This window comes from Proteus mirabilis HI4320 (assembly GCF_000069965.1).
In the GTDB taxonomy this organism is placed as follows: Bacteria; Pseudomonadota; Gammaproteobacteria; order Enterobacterales; family Enterobacteriaceae; genus Proteus; species Proteus mirabilis.
Genome location: NC_010554.1, coordinates 1,787,291 through 1,803,718 on the forward strand (window position 1 = coordinate 1,787,291; position 16,428 = coordinate 1,803,718).

The following is a 16,428-nucleotide window of genomic DNA, read 5'->3' on the forward strand; positions in this document are numbered from 1 at the left end:
TCAACTATAATTATTTACGTAACAACGCCCAATAACATGAGCAATAGTTTAGAAGTCGATTAGCCTTTTATCGACCATGTTCTTTTTGATTCTCGCTAACCTTTAGTATTTTCTTTTCCCCGTACTTTTACTTAATCTTTTTAATCATTTTTGTATCATGATATAATACGAAAAATAAGCCTCTAATTATTTCTAATAGAAATTACAATGGTGCATTTATTTCGTTATTCGATGATTTTTTTCTTCTATAAGTCAGACTCATCTTCTTGATAAAGATATAAATAATGTAATATTGAAATAGATATTTTATACAATAAATAGATTAGTATGTTTTTTCAACCAGTATAATAAGATTACTTATTGGTAGCATTTCCCCTACAGCTTGTTTACAAAAAAGAATTTATATCCTAATGATATGTATCAACAATCAACACTTCCCCCCATTCATCAGCTTTACTGTAGCCCCCTGCTGTGTCATCTACACAACTTTTCTCCTCCCCTGACTTGCTTTAAGTGCACTTTTATCAAAAATATTTCTCAAAAAGCAGTAGGTTAACGATCGTCAAATAAAGAATAATGATAAATAATTCATCGAATATATTGAAATTGTTTGAGAATATCATCGAGTGATATGTACGACACCAAAGTTTTCAATAGAGGCATGTAAGTAAATGCATCTTGTCTTAAGCCCTTTAGTAACGATTTTGTGTGCTAGGACAATTAATAGACTCATCAAATGGGTTTTTAGTAGGAAAGCCACTCCACCAAATCGGCTTAACATAATTTTAAAATGCGTTTTTTGATTTAAAATAAGTTTCCATTGATAAATGGTTTTTTATTATAGATAACTTTATTCTTTCATCTAAACAAAGATTGATGATACATGTTATCGATCTTATTCAGCTATAAACATAGTTTCACAATGAATAATTACACATATGAAATAGGTTACCTTTAACCACCAGTATTAATACTTAGTTAATTTTCTATTATTTATAATGCTAAACTGTATTAAATAGCGTTTAAAATAAGCTAAATTCCCTCGTTTTCAGTTATTGTTTTATATTCTACTTTTGTTGATATTATCCCCACTATTCTTATAAAACACATTAACAAGCTCTATTGCTGTGGGGATAACCTCTATTTATACTCACAAAGTATTATATTTTATATCCATAAAGTATTAGGCGGGATGCTCAGAAGCAATTTTCCAATTAATTGCACTGACACTTTTTTCTAAACTTATCCTGCAAACAATGGCTTCTATCTCTTTTTGCTCAGCTGGGGTAGCCAACACTTCAGCACAAACTTCTAATTGACTAGGCATTGGTGTATCTGCGCTACTTAATGATTGCAATCTCACATGTAAACCGTTTATGGCTTGCAAAATAAGTGTTCTTACCAAAACTTCATCGTGGGTATCACAAACAATACGAATAGAATAGCGTTGTTCAATATCTGTCGCTTGATATTGCGGTTGGGCATTTATTCGTTGAGCAGCTTCCCGTAATAGAATATTGGCACAAAGAATAAGCAATGTCGCTACGGTAGCAAGTGGATAGAGTCCAAGTCCACATAACACACCAATGCCCGCAGAGCACCAAAGTGTCGCCGCGGTATTAAGACCTCGAATATTCATTCCTTCGCGCATAATCACCCCTGCGCCTAAAAAACCAATACCAGAAACCACTTGTGCAGCAATCCGTCCTGGGCTATCGGGTGAAGTTTCAATGGAGCTTAAGATAAATACCGCAGCACCGGTCGCCACTAAAGCATTGGTGCGAAGTCCTGCCATTCTTTGACGCCATTGTCTTTCGGCACCAATCAAAGCACCAAGACACATTGCAACAACCAAATTTAAGATATAAGGAGTCATAGCCATTTTAATTTCCTCCATAAACAATGGCTAAAAAAACACGCCGTTATACGGCTAATGAAGTAATACAACAACGGATCTTTGGCTACAGCAATCTAGGAGGAGGAAATAAGGAGAAAAAAACATAGCACATAAAATCACCTCTTAGTAATAAGAGCATCTCAAGGTTAGTGCGATTCTATGTAAAACGAGGTTCAAGAAGTGCACTGCCCACCGGTAGGTAAGCAGTTTTAGCGGAGAAAACGGCTTACCAATTTATTTTTTGCATTAATTTACTACTTTGCGTATCCATCTGTTTTCTCTTCGTCAAAATTTGGCTGGTAGTATAAATAGGCCATTGCACAATGTAAATGAACGCTTCCTAAACCAATCATTTTTGTTGTACTGGTCGAACAAAAGTGCCTTCACCACCTTCTTTTTCATTAAAAAACCAAATACCATTCGGATATTCAGGCAGTGAAACCAAGTACATAATGCCTTCATTAAATTCTTCAATCAGTAAAATGGTTCCTTGACGATCTTCACAGCCATCCGTTTTTACTACAACATGATCATTAACGTTCATTTTTACTCCTGATAAAAATTCTCATTATCTTCTTTTTATTTTACCCATAAAGAAAAAGCCTGCCACCAGAAGGTGACAGGCTTGAAGAAAATTTTTAAAAGGCTTTTATTACAGAGCTGTTACGTTAGCAGCTGCTGGACCTTTTGCACCGTTTTCAATTGTGAATTCTACGTTCTGACCTTCAGCCAGAGTTTTGAAACCGTTACCTTGAATGGCAGAAAAGTGAACGAATACGTCTTTGCTTCCGTCTGCTGGAGTAATAAAACCAAAGCCTTTAGACTCGTTGAACCACTTAACTTGACCTTTCATTTTGTCAGACATGTGACTTTCCTATATATCAATAAAACGTTGCCTTCTCGGCATCTACTGGCCTGAACTACCTATAACTTATGGGCACACATGAAGAAAACGGTCAAAAAGCGATGCTGTTTAAAACTCATTAACTTAGAATGTCAATCATAAATCAGGTCTGTATTTAGGCCTTACTCATTAACGCATGAGACAGGGTTAATAGCAATAGTTTTATGCATTGAAAGATTAAAAAAATGCAAATTGCACATAAAAAATACAAATTCGCCTCTATTTTTGTCACTGTGTATAAAATTTATTTGATATTTTATAGCAATTATTAACAGCAAGTAGGAATAGTCTTAAGAGACTAACAATAACAGTTAAGCGTCGAATTTAAAAAAACTGTTCTATCTGCTGATCCTGTCTCCATGATAATCTATTCTTAAGAAACAAATTTGCAACATTCATCTTTTAAGGTATTTACAATGAATGTATTAAAAGACATTTTAGAGCGTGATTTAGCACGTATTAATGCCGCAGAAAAGCGTGATGGCAAACCACACTTTAATAGCCAATTTTTAAAAAATCATATTTGGCTTTGCGTCAGTATGGTGTTGTCATATTTATTACTGGCCGCTTTGCTTATTTACTCTCCTTACTTTGGGGTCATTTCGCTGACTCTTTTCACTTTGATGTTTATTGTGATGGCAGGAATACTGCTATTTGATATCAAACCTATTTATAAGTTTGATGATATCGGCGTTCTTGACCTTAGAGTTTGCTATAACGGCGAATGGTATACTTTTGAAAAATTATCTGATGAAGCGATTAATGAGATACGCCAGCACCCGGCTATCCCAGCGCAAATAAAAGAAGACATCAATGACATTATACGCACAAAACAAGAGATACACTTTTATGACGTGTATTTAATCGCATTCGATCCCATCACCAAACCGATTTCGTCAGAAAAATTATCACCCCAAGTCTAATACTATGAGAAATTCTCCGTGTTATTGCACACAACACGGAGAACCTTAACCATTTTTTAGCCATATTGTCCATAAACCAATCAAACAGTTAATTAATCTATTTTTTAACGTTGACACCCTGATATATCATCGCTATTATGCGCCTCGTTCTCAAGAGAACACAATTCCTCCATAGTTCAGTCGGTAGAACGGCGGACTGTTAATCCGTATGTCACTGGTTCGAGTCCAGTTGGAGGAGCCAAATTTAGAAGAGCCCGCTTTATGCGGGCTTTTTGCTTTTCTAAATAAACTAGTCCCTACTAGCCTTTCATGCTCATCAGCGATATCTATATATAACTATTTATTTTTTATACTTTTTTATCAAAAAAACAACAAAACGGTGCACTCTTGAGCAAACAAACATTTTTTTTGTTTTTTTGCTTTACAAGGGAAAAGAGGATAGCTATTATTCGCCTCGTTCTCACGAGAACACGCTTCCTCCATAGTTCAGTCGGTAGAACGGCGGACTGTTAATCCGTATGTCACTGGTTCGAGTCCAGTTGGAGGAGCCAAATTTAGAAAAGCCCGCTTTATGCGGGCTTTTTGCTTTTTTAATGCCCATTATTTCTTTTCTTATTTATCACTTTTATTCATTGTCTAATTTTAAGACACTGCTGCACAATGATCTTTAAGTGACTCTTTTCTTACTCATGATATGGCAGAATGTGGCTTTTTAGGGCGGTAAGAATATCAACACAGTATATATACTGTGCCGAAATCGGTATAATTTTAGATAAAACACATAAATCAGTTATTTTTTAACCACTTAAGCTATTATTTTATTTTTTTTACTTTACAACTGCCCTCTCTCTCGCTATTATTCACCTCGTTCTCAAGGGAACACAATTCCTCCATAGTTCAGTCGGTAGAACGGCGGACTGTTAATCCGTATGTCACTGGTTCGAGTCCAGTTGGAGGAGCCAAATTTAGAGAAGCCCGCTTTATGCGGGCTTTTTGCTTTTTAGCCGATAGCATCCCACACTTAGTATGCTGAAAAATAAATTTTTCTCTGTTTCACCCTATAAATTCCAGCATCTTTTTCATTATCTTGTTCATTATTCGCTGATGATTGATGCAACTTGCTGTTTATCTATCCATTTAAACAAATATCTACGATTGACCTTTGACATCTCAATTTTACCACTATATGATACACGCCACTTAATGATGTTCCTCCATAGTTCAGTCGGTAGAACGGCGGACTGTTAATCCGTATGTCACTGGTTCGAGTCCAGTTGGAGGAGCCATTTCTATTAGTATTACCCTCGTAACTATTTGATTTTATTCTCTGTTTTCCCTCACACACAATAAAAAAATACCATTAAAAAGGTAGCTATTTAATCGTTTTCGTATTACTATTCATTTCCGGCTTGACTATCCAGTCCAATCCAATCGTTGATCTTTCGATTTTCCTAAGACACACGGAGCCGGTATATGACCACTGCACAACCTATCACCCTCACTATTCGCCGTCCTGATGATTGGCATGTTCACTTTCGTGATGATGACATGCTAAAAACCGTTGTTCCTTATACCAGTCGTTATTTTGGCAGAGCTATCGTAATGCCAAATCTTGTTCCCCCGATCACCACCATTGAAGCCGCCCGTCGTTATCGTGATCGCATAAAAGCAGCTATTCCAAGTGGCGATAAATTCGAACCATTAATGACCTGCTATTTAACGGATAGCACTCTGCCATCAGAAGTTGAACAAGGTTTTTTACAAGGCGTATTTACTGCTTGTAAACTTTATCCCGCCAATGCGACGACAAATTCTAGCCATGGTGTTTCCGATATCAATAAAATCTATCCTATTCTTAGTGTGATGGAAAAAATAGGTATGCCATTGCTTATTCATGGGGAAGTTACTGCATCAGATATCGATATTTTTGATAGAGAAGCTCGTTTTATTGATAACGTGATGGCTCCCGTTCGCAAACAATTTCCTGCCTTAAAAATTGTTTTTGAACATATCACCACCAAAGAAGCGGCACAGTATGTCTTAGAGGGAAATGAATTTCTTGGTGCAACTATTACACCACAACACTTAATGTTTAACCGTAATCATATGCTTGTCGGTGGTGTGAAACCGCATTTGTACTGTTTACCTATCCTTAAGCGTAATGTACACCAAGAGGCATTAAGACAAGCCGTTGCATCAGGCCATTCGCGTTTCTTCTTAGGTACTGACTCCGCACCTCATTTACAACATCGCAAAGAATCATCTTGTGGATGCGCTGGCGTGTTTAACGCCCCCACCGCTTTAGCAGCTTATGCTAGCGTATTTAAAGAGCTCAATGCCCTTTCTCACTTTGAAGCCTTCTGTTCACTCAATGGCCCACGTTTTTATGGTTTACCGGTTAATGAAGGCACTATTACCTTAACGGAAAAATCCGTTACTGCACCTGCAGAAATTATGAGTGGTGATGAAGCATTAATCCCCTTCTTAGCAAATGAAGATATTCATTGGGATATTAGTATCAATTAATCATTAGTGACTTGATATCTTCTTTTTATGCACCATATAACCCCTTATCTGGGATAGTTATGGTGCATATTTTTTGCTATTCCTCATTGCACTTTTCCATTTTCCATCAAAATTTAGCTTTTTTATTGCGCCAAATTTCGTATACTGGAAAGTAACCACTTAGTGGGGGCTTCTCTCTTAGTCAAAACCGGTTGTATGATTAGGAGGTATTATGAGTAGAAAAAATGAAGTTATTCAAACACATCCTGTTGTAGGCTGGGATATTAGCACTGTAGATATCTATGATGCGATGATGCTACGTTTACATTATCTTCCTGAAAACGAACACCATCCAGACAATGCAGTGGTTGATAAAACACTTTGGCTTACTACTGATGTAGCAAAACAGTTGATTTATATTCTTCAAGCAGGTATTGATAAAATTGAATCATCTGAAGATTTTGTATCAGACAACACCAAGCATTGATAAAAAGATAAGTTCGAGAAAAGCATTAAGACACCAAGCAGGAGTACTTTCGTACTCCTGTCTCGTTTTTATTGTTATAATCACCTTTCATTTTTATTTCGTTTATCTCTATTATCTATCCCTAACATGTTAATTTTTCATACTGTTTTTTTTAATTAGTTATTGTTATAAATTAATTTATATTTAATTAAGTTATTATAATTTTCTTTTTATTCGATATATCTTTCACAAAATGATATATAACCCGAATTGACATAAAACTATGTTATCTTTATTTTAATAACTTGAAAATAGATATCACAAGGAAGTTATTAGTGAAAATATTAATTATTGATGAGTGTTACTTTACTCGTAATGGTATTCGGCATTTCTTCTTAAAAAAAAATGTAAGGCATGAAATTATTGATATGTCTTCTATTGAAGAAGCTAATCATTATATTAATAACTCTATGCCTGATATTATTTTTATTGATCTCACTAAATATTGTCGTGAAGTAGCACATTGTCAGCACTTGCAATATTTCTTTTCACTGACTCAAGAGTGTCGTTTATACCTCTATATTGATGCCAACTATCCAGACAAAGATAGACCTATCGCCTTGACAAATAACTGTTTTATCCTTGCTAAACGAGTACTACCTTGGGTATTAGAGAGAACATCAACATTAACTTCTCGTTGCCAAGTTTTTTTCCCCACTTATAAACATTCTCTTTGCTCAATATTTAGCATACAAGAACAAAAAATCATAAATTACTGGATGGGAGAGTTGCCTAACTATCAAATTGCCAAAAAATTAAAAATTAGCAATAGCACCGTTTATTCGCATAAAAGACATATTACTGAAAAAATAAATGTAAAAAATAGAATTGAACTCTTCTTTATATATAATATATTAAAATATATCTATGAGAAATAAATACAAACTTATCGTTTAATGATTGATATATTTTATGGAATGAAATTATGAAGCTAATAGTTTAATTAATTGAGGAAATAACAAACTCCTATTACTTAACATTGAACTCTATAATAGGATTATAAATATGGGTGAACATATCAAAAATTAAAAATATTTAATCACCTAAGAGCAACGTTTTATAACATAAAATATCTTCTTCATATTCAATATGACACTAAACATATTAATAAGCACAATATGTCATAGCATGACTCACTTCACTCTTACAGCACTCCTAGAGTGAAGTGAGCACCAATAGAGTCATCAACAACAAAAAGACACTATTGCTACATACTATTAGGCGATACGCTCAATCTTTGCCGGTAATCCTTGACGTACAGAGGCACCAGAAACCCAATCTAACCAAGTATTCGTTATTTCTCGTGTTGGATCAGCAAAGCCTAAGTCGTTTAAGTTAATACCACTACCTATTGCTTTATCCATAGCTAATGGTTGCCCATCTAAATAGTGTTGACGTGAGCCTAGCTCTTTATGTCCATAACCATGTTCAATCGCTAACACTCCAGGCATAACCCCCTCTAATAAACTAATTTCAGCCTCAACCTCTCCACCTGGGGTCACTATGCGCACTTTATCACCATGCTTGATCCCCCATTTTTTACCCTCTAGCGGATTAATCGCGACTAAATTGCTTGGTTTTACCATTCTTAAACGTTGGATCATGCCCGTTGAGCTACTTACCACATGAGATTTAAAGGACATCAGTTTTAATGGCCATTGCTCTTGTGGAAAATGTTGATGTATATCGCTACCGTCAGATAAACGCGGTGGATAATAAGTTGGGCAACCACTATATCGCTCACCGGTAATAGCATGATGATTCTTCGCTACATTTTCATTCCAGATCTGTAATGGTTTCTTCCATTGCGGGCCTGTCGCATCACCATTCCATGCTTTATCATAAGGGGCAAAGCGCCCACCACGAGTATAAATATTCGCCACCCTTAGGACTTCTTCTTCTTTTAAAGTGGCAGTAATAGCAGGAAGAATACGATCGACACCACTTAATAAAATATCTTCATGGCTGGCAGGTGCTACAGGCTGTTCGCCCATAAAGGCAATATTAGCCGCTACACGCAGATAATAATCTTCAGCACTATTAATTGCGTGGAAATGCCCATCTTTATCTTCTAGCGCATTTTCACCAAAGCCGGGTAAGTCTAATGCTTTAGCAACCGCAATGCAGAAAGTTTCCATTGATATAGGTTGACCATCGGCTGTTTTCGCCACACGAGGCTCTACAATCGGCCAACGTGCCGTACTGGCTTTGACTTGTACACCAGACCACGGCGCACTAAATCCCCAACTTTCAAAGTTATGCGTATCAGGCACAATATAGTCCGCCAGTGCAGTGGTCTCATTCATAAAAGCATCGATACCAATAATCAATGGTAGATGCTGTGGATCTTTAAGACGCGCTTCCATAACTTGGCGAATACCTGCAATACCGTATAGCGGGTTCGTCATATTGGTTATCCATGCTTTTAATGAATAAGGATAACCCGCTAATGCCGATCCCAGTTGCTCTGTTAATTGCCCTGCGGCAAACGGATACCACGGTGCTTTAGCAGGATAAGGAGACTCCCCTTTTGCGATCCGTTCACGGTATTCATCAGATTGTTCATAGGCCGCTTTACTGCGCGATAGCACCATTCCTTTAGGCTTAATTTTGCCTTTAAAACTATCCATATTGTAACGAGGGCCATCTATCGCACCATTAAATTTACCTCCACCGACAGATACCCCCCCTTTCAGGTTTAGATTTCCAATTAAAGCGTTTAGCATGATGACACTCCACGCCGTATAGAAACCATTTCCCCCCATCATGCCACCATGTGAGATAACCGCAGCTTTTCGTCCGTAGTCAGTAAATTCACGCGCTAAGGCAATAATAGTGCTTTCAGGTACTTTACAACGTTCACTATACTCCGCCAATGACATGCGACTTGCAGCTTCAGTTAATAATTGGAAACTTGATTTTACTGTAACCTCAATACCTGTTTTTAATGTCACTTTTTGAGTAACAAAAAGCTGTGCTCTGTCTACTTGCGTCGCTGCTGTAAGCTGTCCATTAAGGGCTATAACCATATTTTGCGCTTCGCCATCGGCAATATCCTCAAGATGCGCGGCGGTTAACATCTGCCCTGACAGTGGATGATTTTCATCACTAATGACTAAATGTGTCGCATTAGTCCAGCTTCGCTCTCCAACATTATTCATCGACACTTCACTGGGCACCGATAAATACTCAGCATTATAGCGTTTGTTTTCAATGATCCAGCGGATCATACCCATCACTAAAGCAGCATCTGTTCCCGGTTGTACGGGTACCCAATGGCCATGATCATTAGCTAACGTGGTGGTTAATGGCAAAGCAGGTGCCACAACTACATAGTTAAACGAACCACGAATACGCGCATTCGCTAATTGGCGACCTTGACGTTTAAATGGATTTCCTGATTGCGCAGGTGAGGTACCTAAAAATAGTGCAAATTCAACATGATCCCAATCAGGCTTCACATGAGCGTTTTTATCCAGATCATTCATTAATGCACCGGAGCCGGCACGATACGCTAATCCACAATAAGAGCCATGAGCACCAAAATTTTTACTACCAAAGGCATTTTGTGCAAAGCGACGAATAAAGCTATCTCGGCCATCATCCCCAGCATTAGTAACTAATAACTGATTTGCTTTAGGTCCTAGGGCTGGCTGTTTAGGATCAATGGGTGTTGCTAAATCGCGGATAGCACGTAAGCCATCAACATGCCCTTCACCAAATAAATCGCCCCCCTCAACCACTTCTTTGATCAGTTGCTCAAAGCTAATTCGTTGCCATTTTCCCTCACCTCGTTTACCCACTCGTTTCATGGGTTCAAGAATACGAGTAGGACTATCGAGGCTTTCCATCATTGTCGCACCACGAGCACAAGCCGTAGAGCGGTTAGCTAAACCACTTTCGCCCCCCATTTTTTCAAAGGCTTCTTTTATTGGCATGTTATAACCAAAATGGATATCCTGAGATAATGGGTGATAAGGATTTCCTGCAATACGTAATACTTGATTATTGTTACGATCGACTCTCGCACGCACACCGCACTGAGTCCAACAACCAAAGCATTGAGTCATACAAACTGCTTGATTGGTATTAGGTTGCCAATTCGCTTTCGCCGTGATTTTACCTTCTGGTAATAAAGAGTTACCGTTGATCCTATCCAAAGTAACCTTACCAGAAGTCCCATCAACGAGACCGTCGACAGCACGCTTAGCAACATCGCGATAACTGGCAGCAAATGCGGCAATACCACCGATAACCAATCCACCTTTAAGCCATTGACGTCTTGTAAACTTAGCCATGCTGTACTCTCCTGACAACCCAACGAATACTTTCTCTGAATATAATGGTTAACGCTATCCAAAGCCCAAATGTTCCAACAATCGCTAATAATCCATCATTACCCAGCGGGAACTGATAAGGATTGGTAATAATGTTATATTTGGGAATATATTGGCTTCCCATTAACATTAGCCAACGTAATACCCACGCCAATCCCATTGAAATAAAAGCCATTACGGTAATAAATGCCACTGAGCGTGCCTGTTTTGCCATTAATCCGCCCATAGCAACAGACACTATCCATAAGGCAATAACCCCTATCGCACTCCACCAGCCTAAACTTCCTATTGCCAATTGTTGCCTAATGGCTTGTCCTGAAATAGTATCCCCCGCAATCCAAAAACCTGTACATACAGCAAGTAACATTAAAGATCCGATAAACCACATAGCCAGTTCACGCTGATACACAGGCTCTCGTCGCGTACCTAATGCTAATAGCGTAGGCAATACTTGCATGGCACTAAAAAACAGTAATATCGGCAGCCAGTAGGTATAAAGCACCGGTCTTGCTTTTAAAATAGAAGCTTCACGGCCGGTATAGAGCAATAAACCTATCGAGGTTAGTGCGCAGGCTAAAGCAACCCAACGCGTTAACTTATATTCACGTTTCCACACTAAACGCACGACCACGGCAATAAAGTACAAAATACTAAATGCAGAGAAGAGTGGCAGTAATAGTGATCCCCATGCCATCCACGACCAAGGAGTTGGATAAGCATAAAAATGCCAAACACGTGCGGTTTGATGGAGATCAGCGGTTAATGCTAAAGGGGCGGTGATCCCCGCCGTAACGGCAATAAAAACCGCAACAGCTTCTAAACGAGGATTACCTGTACGCCCTTTCCAACATTGCCAGCATGCATAAAGTGTTGCGCAACACGCAATGCCGATAAAAAAGAAATATTGAACTGCCCAAGGTAACCAAAAGTATTCTTGGGGGATCGCTATCACTTCTTGAATTTGCGAAACGGATGAAATCATGAGTGAACCTCCTGCCATAATGCGGGTTGCCCTTGTCCAACTAATGGCTGCACAAATGCATCATCTAAACCAAGATAAAAAACTTGTGGCAAGGTGCCACTTTCTGGTTTAAGTACTTTTAATTCATGTTCATGCTCGCGGATCATTTTACTTATTGTGCTGTGTGGATCTTTCATATCACCGATAATACGAGCGCCCCCCACACAAGATTCAACACAGGCAGGTAATAACCCAACTTCTAGGCGATGAGCACAAAAAGTACATTTATCGGCTGTCTGAGTGGAATGGTTGATAAAACGGGCATCATAAGGACATGCTTGCACACAATAAGCACAGCCTACACAACGTTCATTATCAATCACGACGATCCCGTCTTTGCGTTGAAATGTTGCTTGAACAGGACAAACAGGTACACACGGAGGCTCGTCACAATGGTTACATAATCTAGGGAGTAAGACGTTCGTTATTCCCTCTTGCCCCTTGATAGCAACTTGATATTGGTTTACTGTCGTCCTAAATTGTCCTTGTGGCGTTTGGTTTTCAATCGTACAGCTCACTGTACAAGATTGACACCCAACACAACGACGCAGATCGATCAGCATGCCATAACGTTTATCCTCTGAGCCTTCACGGCGCTCTGGGGATAGTTTAATGCCTGCTTGAGAGAGAGGAACCAGTGAAGCACCTGCGGTAAGGACCCCTAATTGTTGTAAGAATTTTCGTTTACCAAGATCCATATTTGTCTCCAGTATCACTCAGTAAATACCTGCCACATTGAGCGAAGGGAATAGAAAATAAGTATTTATGGCATTGTAAAAATTACTGAGTCCTCCACCTATTGTGGTTTACCACATACTCGGTGCGAACTTGATCCAAAACAATATTTAACATTAGATAGTTATGACGATAAAACAGACAATTGGGATAAAAAAAATCGCTAGTTTGAGCTTATTACTGCTCTTTTTTCTGCTCTCTTCTTCTGCGGTTGCCAAAGAGTGGACTATTGGTGTGTTAGCGTTGCGAGGCGACGCCTCAACCCAAAGACATTGGCAACCGCTTATCGATACCTTAGATCAACAAATACCCACAGATAGCTTTCTGCTGTTACCACTTAACTTGTCAGAAATGAAGCAAGCAGTGGCGGACAAGAGAGTAGATTTTCTATTGACGAATCCAGCGCAATTTGTCCAGCTTGATAGTGCATATCCGCTACGTTGGTTACTCTCTTTACGCTCGGGTTATGAGCCGGATAACACAACAAGAAATGTGATTGGTAGCCTTATTTTGGTGCGCAAAGACAGCGCAATTACATCGATTCATGAATTAGTCGGAAAGCGTGTTGGCGCCATTGCACCAGATGCCTTTGGTGGATATCTGTTAGGTTACAAAGCACTGCGTGAAGAAGGGATTGATCCTGAGCAGGATTTTACATTACGTTTTAGTGGTTTTCCGGCTGATGCGTTACTTTACTTATTACGTGATGGCGATATTAATGCAGCGATCATCCCAGTTTGCTTATTAGAAAATATGGATAACGAAGGTCTTATTAATAAAGAAGATTATCGTCCATTATTAAATTATTCTACCAATACTTCTTGTTTAACCAGTACTCCGCTCTATCCTAATTGGTCATTTGCTGCATTAGATACTGTTCCTGACACATTAGTGGATAAAGTGACACGAACATTACTCAATGATGAAAGCGACACCATGAAATGGGGGGCACCCGCTTCTCATTCTCAAGTGGAAAATTTACTCCGAGAAGTCAACCAACACCCAAGGCAGCGACAACTTTGGCAAGATGCGAAAATTTGGGCTATCCAGCACCGTTTTATTATCGGATTATCATTGGGTGCCATTATCTTACTGGTTTTCAACCAAATCTGGATTAGTTATTTGGTCAGAAGACGTAGCCATCAATTAGAACAAGCGCATATCCATTTAAGAGAGCAAAAAGAGGCATTAGAACAAGCTCAGCGTTTAAATATTTTAGGTGAAATGGCGTCAGGCTTTGCTCATGAGCTTAATCAACCTCTTTCTGCGATCAAAAGTTATGCCCAAGGTAGTGCGATCCGCCTAGAAAAAGAGAACAAAAATCATCCATTACTCCCCGCGTTACGACAGATAGACCACCAAGCCCAACGTGGCGCAGATATTATTCGCAATCTACGTTTATGGGTAGGTAAGCAATCAGCAAATAGTGATACAGTGCCACTGTCAGAACAAAATGTTGCCCAATGTATTGAACATATTTGGCGGTTATTACGTATTGATGAAAAATATCCACAAGTGACTCTGATCACTAAGATTGATAAACATGATACCCTATACTTACCTGAAACATTATTAGAGCAAATATTATCTAATTTGATCACCAATAGCCTACAGGCGGGTACTAAAGTGCTACAGATAAGCACCCATAAAGCGCCTGATAGGTTGTTAATTGTGATCAAAGATGATGCGGGAGGAATGAGCCATAGCCAGCTTGAACAACCTTTCTCCCCTTTTCAAACCACCAAAACAGAAGGTCTTGGTTTAGGTTTGGTGATTTGCCAACGCTTATTAAATTCACAAGGTGCTGATATTCACATAGAAAATCAAAAAGATAAGCAAAATAATGTTGGATTAAAAATCACCCTTATTTTCCCCAATAACAATAATTAGAGGAAGAAAAATGCCAACAATTCATCTGGTTGATGACGATCTCGCCGTCACCGATGCTTGCCAATTTCTATTAGAAAGCTTAGGTTATGCGGCGCAGGTTTGGAATGACAGCGAATATTTTCTCCATAATATTGACCTTTATCAGCAAGGGGTTGTGCTGTTAGACATGAGAATGCCTAAAGCAGATGGTAGACAAGTACATCAATATTTAATTGAAAAACACAGTACGCTAGCAGTGATTTTCTTAACGGGTCATGGTGATATTCCGATGGCGGTTGAAGAAATAAAAAAAGGTGCCATTGATTTTTTACAAAAACCCATTGATAGCAATGCATTACTCTCTGCACTGAAATCCGCCTTTACCGAAACTGCAACACGCTTTACGGCTGATGATATCCGTCGCCGTTATGCCTCACTGACACCAAGAGAAAAAGATATTGCATATTATGTTATTCAAGGCCTAATGAATCGAGAAATTGCTGAAACTGCCTGTGTTTCTATCAGAACAGTTGAGGTACATCGAGCAAAAGTGATGGATAAAATGGCCGTTAAAAATATCGCAGAATTAGTTACCGCATTACAAGGAATTGATATTGTAGCGCCAAATTTATGACAAAATTTCTGATCTGCGGTAAAAAGTGTCACAATATAGAATATTCATTGGAAAAATAGTAAATAGATAGGCTTATGATAAAGTCACCTCCATTTAAAACATCATTTTTACAGCCCAAATATTGGCTGACATGGTTGGGGATAGGATTACTCTATCTTCTCGTTCTGCTCCCTTATCCCGTTATCTACTGGTTGGGTACACGGCTAGGTCGTTTATCTAAAGTCTTTTTAAAAAAACGTGTACAAATAGCAGAACGTAATCTTGAGCTATGTTTTCCTGACATGCCTAAAAATGAACGTGAAGCGTTAGTGAATAAAAACTTCGAATCCGTAGGTATGGGGCTATTTGAAACAGGAATGGCTTGGTTTTGGCCTGATTGGCGTGTGAAACGTTGGTTTAAAATCAGTGGTAGAGAAAATATTCAAAAAGTACAAGAAACTGGCCAAGGTATTATTGTCGTTGGTATACACTTTTTAACTCTAGAGTTAGGTGCACGTATATTTGGCATGCTAAACCCCGGTATTGGTGTGTATCGCCCTAATGACAATCCAGTTATGGACTGGTTACAAACTTGGGGTCGTTTGCGTTCTAACAAATTTATGTTAGATAGAAAAGATGTCAAAGGTATGATCCGCAATTTAAAAGCAGGAGAGATCCTCTGGTATGCCCCTGACCACGATTACGGCCCACGAAAGAGTGTCTTTGCCCCACTTTTTGCCGTAGATAAAGCAGCGACAACAACAGGAACCTATATTCTAGTCAAAACCAGTCATCCGGCTCTGATCCCGTTTACACCAAAGCGCTTACCTGAAGCAAAAGGTTATGAACTGATTATTTCACCTGCCGTAGCTGATTTTCCCATCGATAGTGAAGAAAACACCGCTATCGCAATGAATAAAGTGGTCGAACAAGAAATTTTACGTGCTCCTGATCAATATATGTGGTTACACCGTCGTTTTAAAACCCGCCCACCTGGAGAAGCTTCTTTATATAATGAGATAAAGAAAGTACACTAGTCCCCATCAGTGACTGTTTTAATAAAAAAACAGTCACTGACAAACAGATTGACTCTCTTAA

13 protein-coding genes and 4 tRNA genes are annotated in these 16,428 nt (G+C 38.7%); 11 read left to right on the forward strand and 6 right to left on the reverse strand.

Going from position 1 to position 16,428, the window contains the following annotated elements:
* Positions 1-1,183: 1,183 nt before the first annotated feature.
* The 3 genes from PMI_RS08170 to cspE form a co-directional block, all read right to left on the reverse strand.
* The gene (locus PMI_RS08170; RefSeq protein ID WP_004248352.1) at positions 1,184-1,882 is read right to left on the reverse strand and encodes an MgtC family protein; all 699 of its coding nucleotides are present in this window, start codon (positions 1,880-1,882) and stop codon (positions 1,184-1,186) included.
* 364 nt (positions 1,883-2,246) lie between these two features.
* Positions 2,247-2,441: a protein DsrB gene (gene dsrB, locus PMI_RS08175; RefSeq protein WP_004243572.1), complete on the reverse strand. Its 195-nt coding sequence runs from the start codon at positions 2,439-2,441 to the stop codon at positions 2,247-2,249.
* Positions 2,442-2,549: 108 nt separating this feature from the next.
* Positions 2,550-2,762, reverse strand: a complete 213-nt coding sequence (gene cspE, locus PMI_RS08180) for a transcription antiterminator/RNA stability regulator CspE (RefSeq protein ID WP_004243573.1) — start codon at positions 2,760-2,762, stop codon at positions 2,550-2,552.
* A gap of 455 nt (positions 2,763-3,217) precedes the next feature.
* On the opposite strand from cspE, the gene PMI_RS08185 reads away from it, so the two are divergent.
* The 8 genes from PMI_RS08185 (at position 3,218) to PMI_RS08220 (ending at position 7,633) form a co-directional block, all read left to right on the forward strand.
* Positions 3,218-3,724 (forward strand): YlaC family protein, encoded by a 507-nt coding sequence (locus PMI_RS08185; RefSeq protein WP_004243574.1) that lies wholly within the window; start codon positions 3,218-3,220, stop codon positions 3,722-3,724.
* A 165-nt stretch (positions 3,725-3,889) separates the two neighbouring features.
* A tRNA-Asn gene (locus PMI_RS08190) sits at positions 3,890-3,965 on the forward strand.
* 234 nt (positions 3,966-4,199) lie between these two features.
* A tRNA-Asn gene (locus tag PMI_RS08195) sits at positions 4,200-4,275 on the forward strand.
* Positions 4,276-4,610: 335 nt separating this feature from the next.
* Positions 4,611-4,686: transfer RNA gene (locus tag PMI_RS08200), tRNA-Asn, on the forward strand.
* A gap of 248 nt (positions 4,687-4,934) precedes the next feature.
* A tRNA-Asn gene (locus PMI_RS08205) sits at positions 4,935-5,010 on the forward strand.
* A gap of 187 nt (positions 5,011-5,197) precedes the next feature.
* Positions 5,198-6,250: a dihydroorotase gene (pyrC, locus tag PMI_RS08210; RefSeq protein WP_012368066.1), complete on the forward strand. Its 1,053-nt coding sequence runs from the start codon at positions 5,198-5,200 to the stop codon at positions 6,248-6,250.
* Positions 6,251-6,461: 211 nt separating this feature from the next.
* Complete coding sequence (gene bssS / locus PMI_RS08215) at positions 6,462-6,716, forward strand: biofilm formation regulator BssS (protein ID WP_004248355.1); 255 nt, start codon at positions 6,462-6,464, stop codon at positions 6,714-6,716.
* A 314-nt stretch (positions 6,717-7,030) separates the two neighbouring features.
* On the forward strand, positions 7,031-7,633 hold the full coding sequence (locus PMI_RS08220) for a response regulator transcription factor (protein ID WP_004243578.1): 603 nt from the start codon (positions 7,031-7,033) through the stop codon (positions 7,631-7,633).
* 339 nt (positions 7,634-7,972) lie between these two features.
* On the opposite strand, the gene ttrA is transcribed toward PMI_RS08220, so the two are convergent.
* From ttrA to ttrB, 3 genes are read right to left on the reverse strand one after another with little or no spacing between them, the layout of a single operon-like run.
* On the reverse strand, positions 7,973-11,053 hold the full coding sequence (gene ttrA, locus PMI_RS08225; RefSeq protein ID WP_012368067.1) for a tetrathionate reductase subunit TtrA: 3,081 nt from the start codon (positions 11,051-11,053) through the stop codon (positions 7,973-7,975).
* Positions 11,046-12,074 (reverse strand): tetrathionate reductase subunit TtrC, encoded by a 1,029-nt coding sequence (ttrC, locus tag PMI_RS08230; RefSeq protein ID WP_012368068.1) that lies wholly within the window; start codon positions 12,072-12,074, stop codon positions 11,046-11,048. Before ttrC ends, ttrA begins: the two co-directional genes overlap by 8 nt.
* Entirely contained in the window at positions 12,071-12,811 is a 741-nt protein-coding gene (ttrB, locus tag PMI_RS08235; RefSeq protein ID WP_004243581.1) for a tetrathionate reductase subunit TtrB, read from the reverse strand. The genes ttrC and ttrB overlap by 4 nt, the downstream gene beginning before the upstream one ends.
* Positions 12,812-12,974: 163 nt before the next feature.
* Here ttrB and ttrS point away from each other — a divergent pair, with 163 nt between their 5' ends.
* From ttrS to PMI_RS08250, 3 genes are all read left to right on the forward strand, one after another.
* Positions 12,975-14,738: a tetrathionate respiration histidine kinase TtrS gene (ttrS, locus tag PMI_RS08240; RefSeq protein ID WP_012368069.1), complete on the forward strand. Its 1,764-nt coding sequence runs from the start codon at positions 12,975-12,977 to the stop codon at positions 14,736-14,738.
* A gap of 10 nt (positions 14,739-14,748) precedes the next feature.
* Entirely contained in the window at positions 14,749-15,351 is a 603-nt protein-coding gene (gene ttrR, locus PMI_RS08245; RefSeq protein WP_012368070.1) for a tetrathionate respiration response regulator TtrR, read from the forward strand.
* Between the two features lie 74 nt (positions 15,352-15,425).
* On the forward strand, positions 15,426-16,367 hold the full coding sequence (locus PMI_RS08250; protein WP_004243585.1) for a Kdo(2)-lipid IV(A) acyltransferase: 942 nt from the start codon (positions 15,426-15,428) through the stop codon (positions 16,365-16,367).
* Positions 16,368-16,428 lie beyond the last annotated feature (61 nt).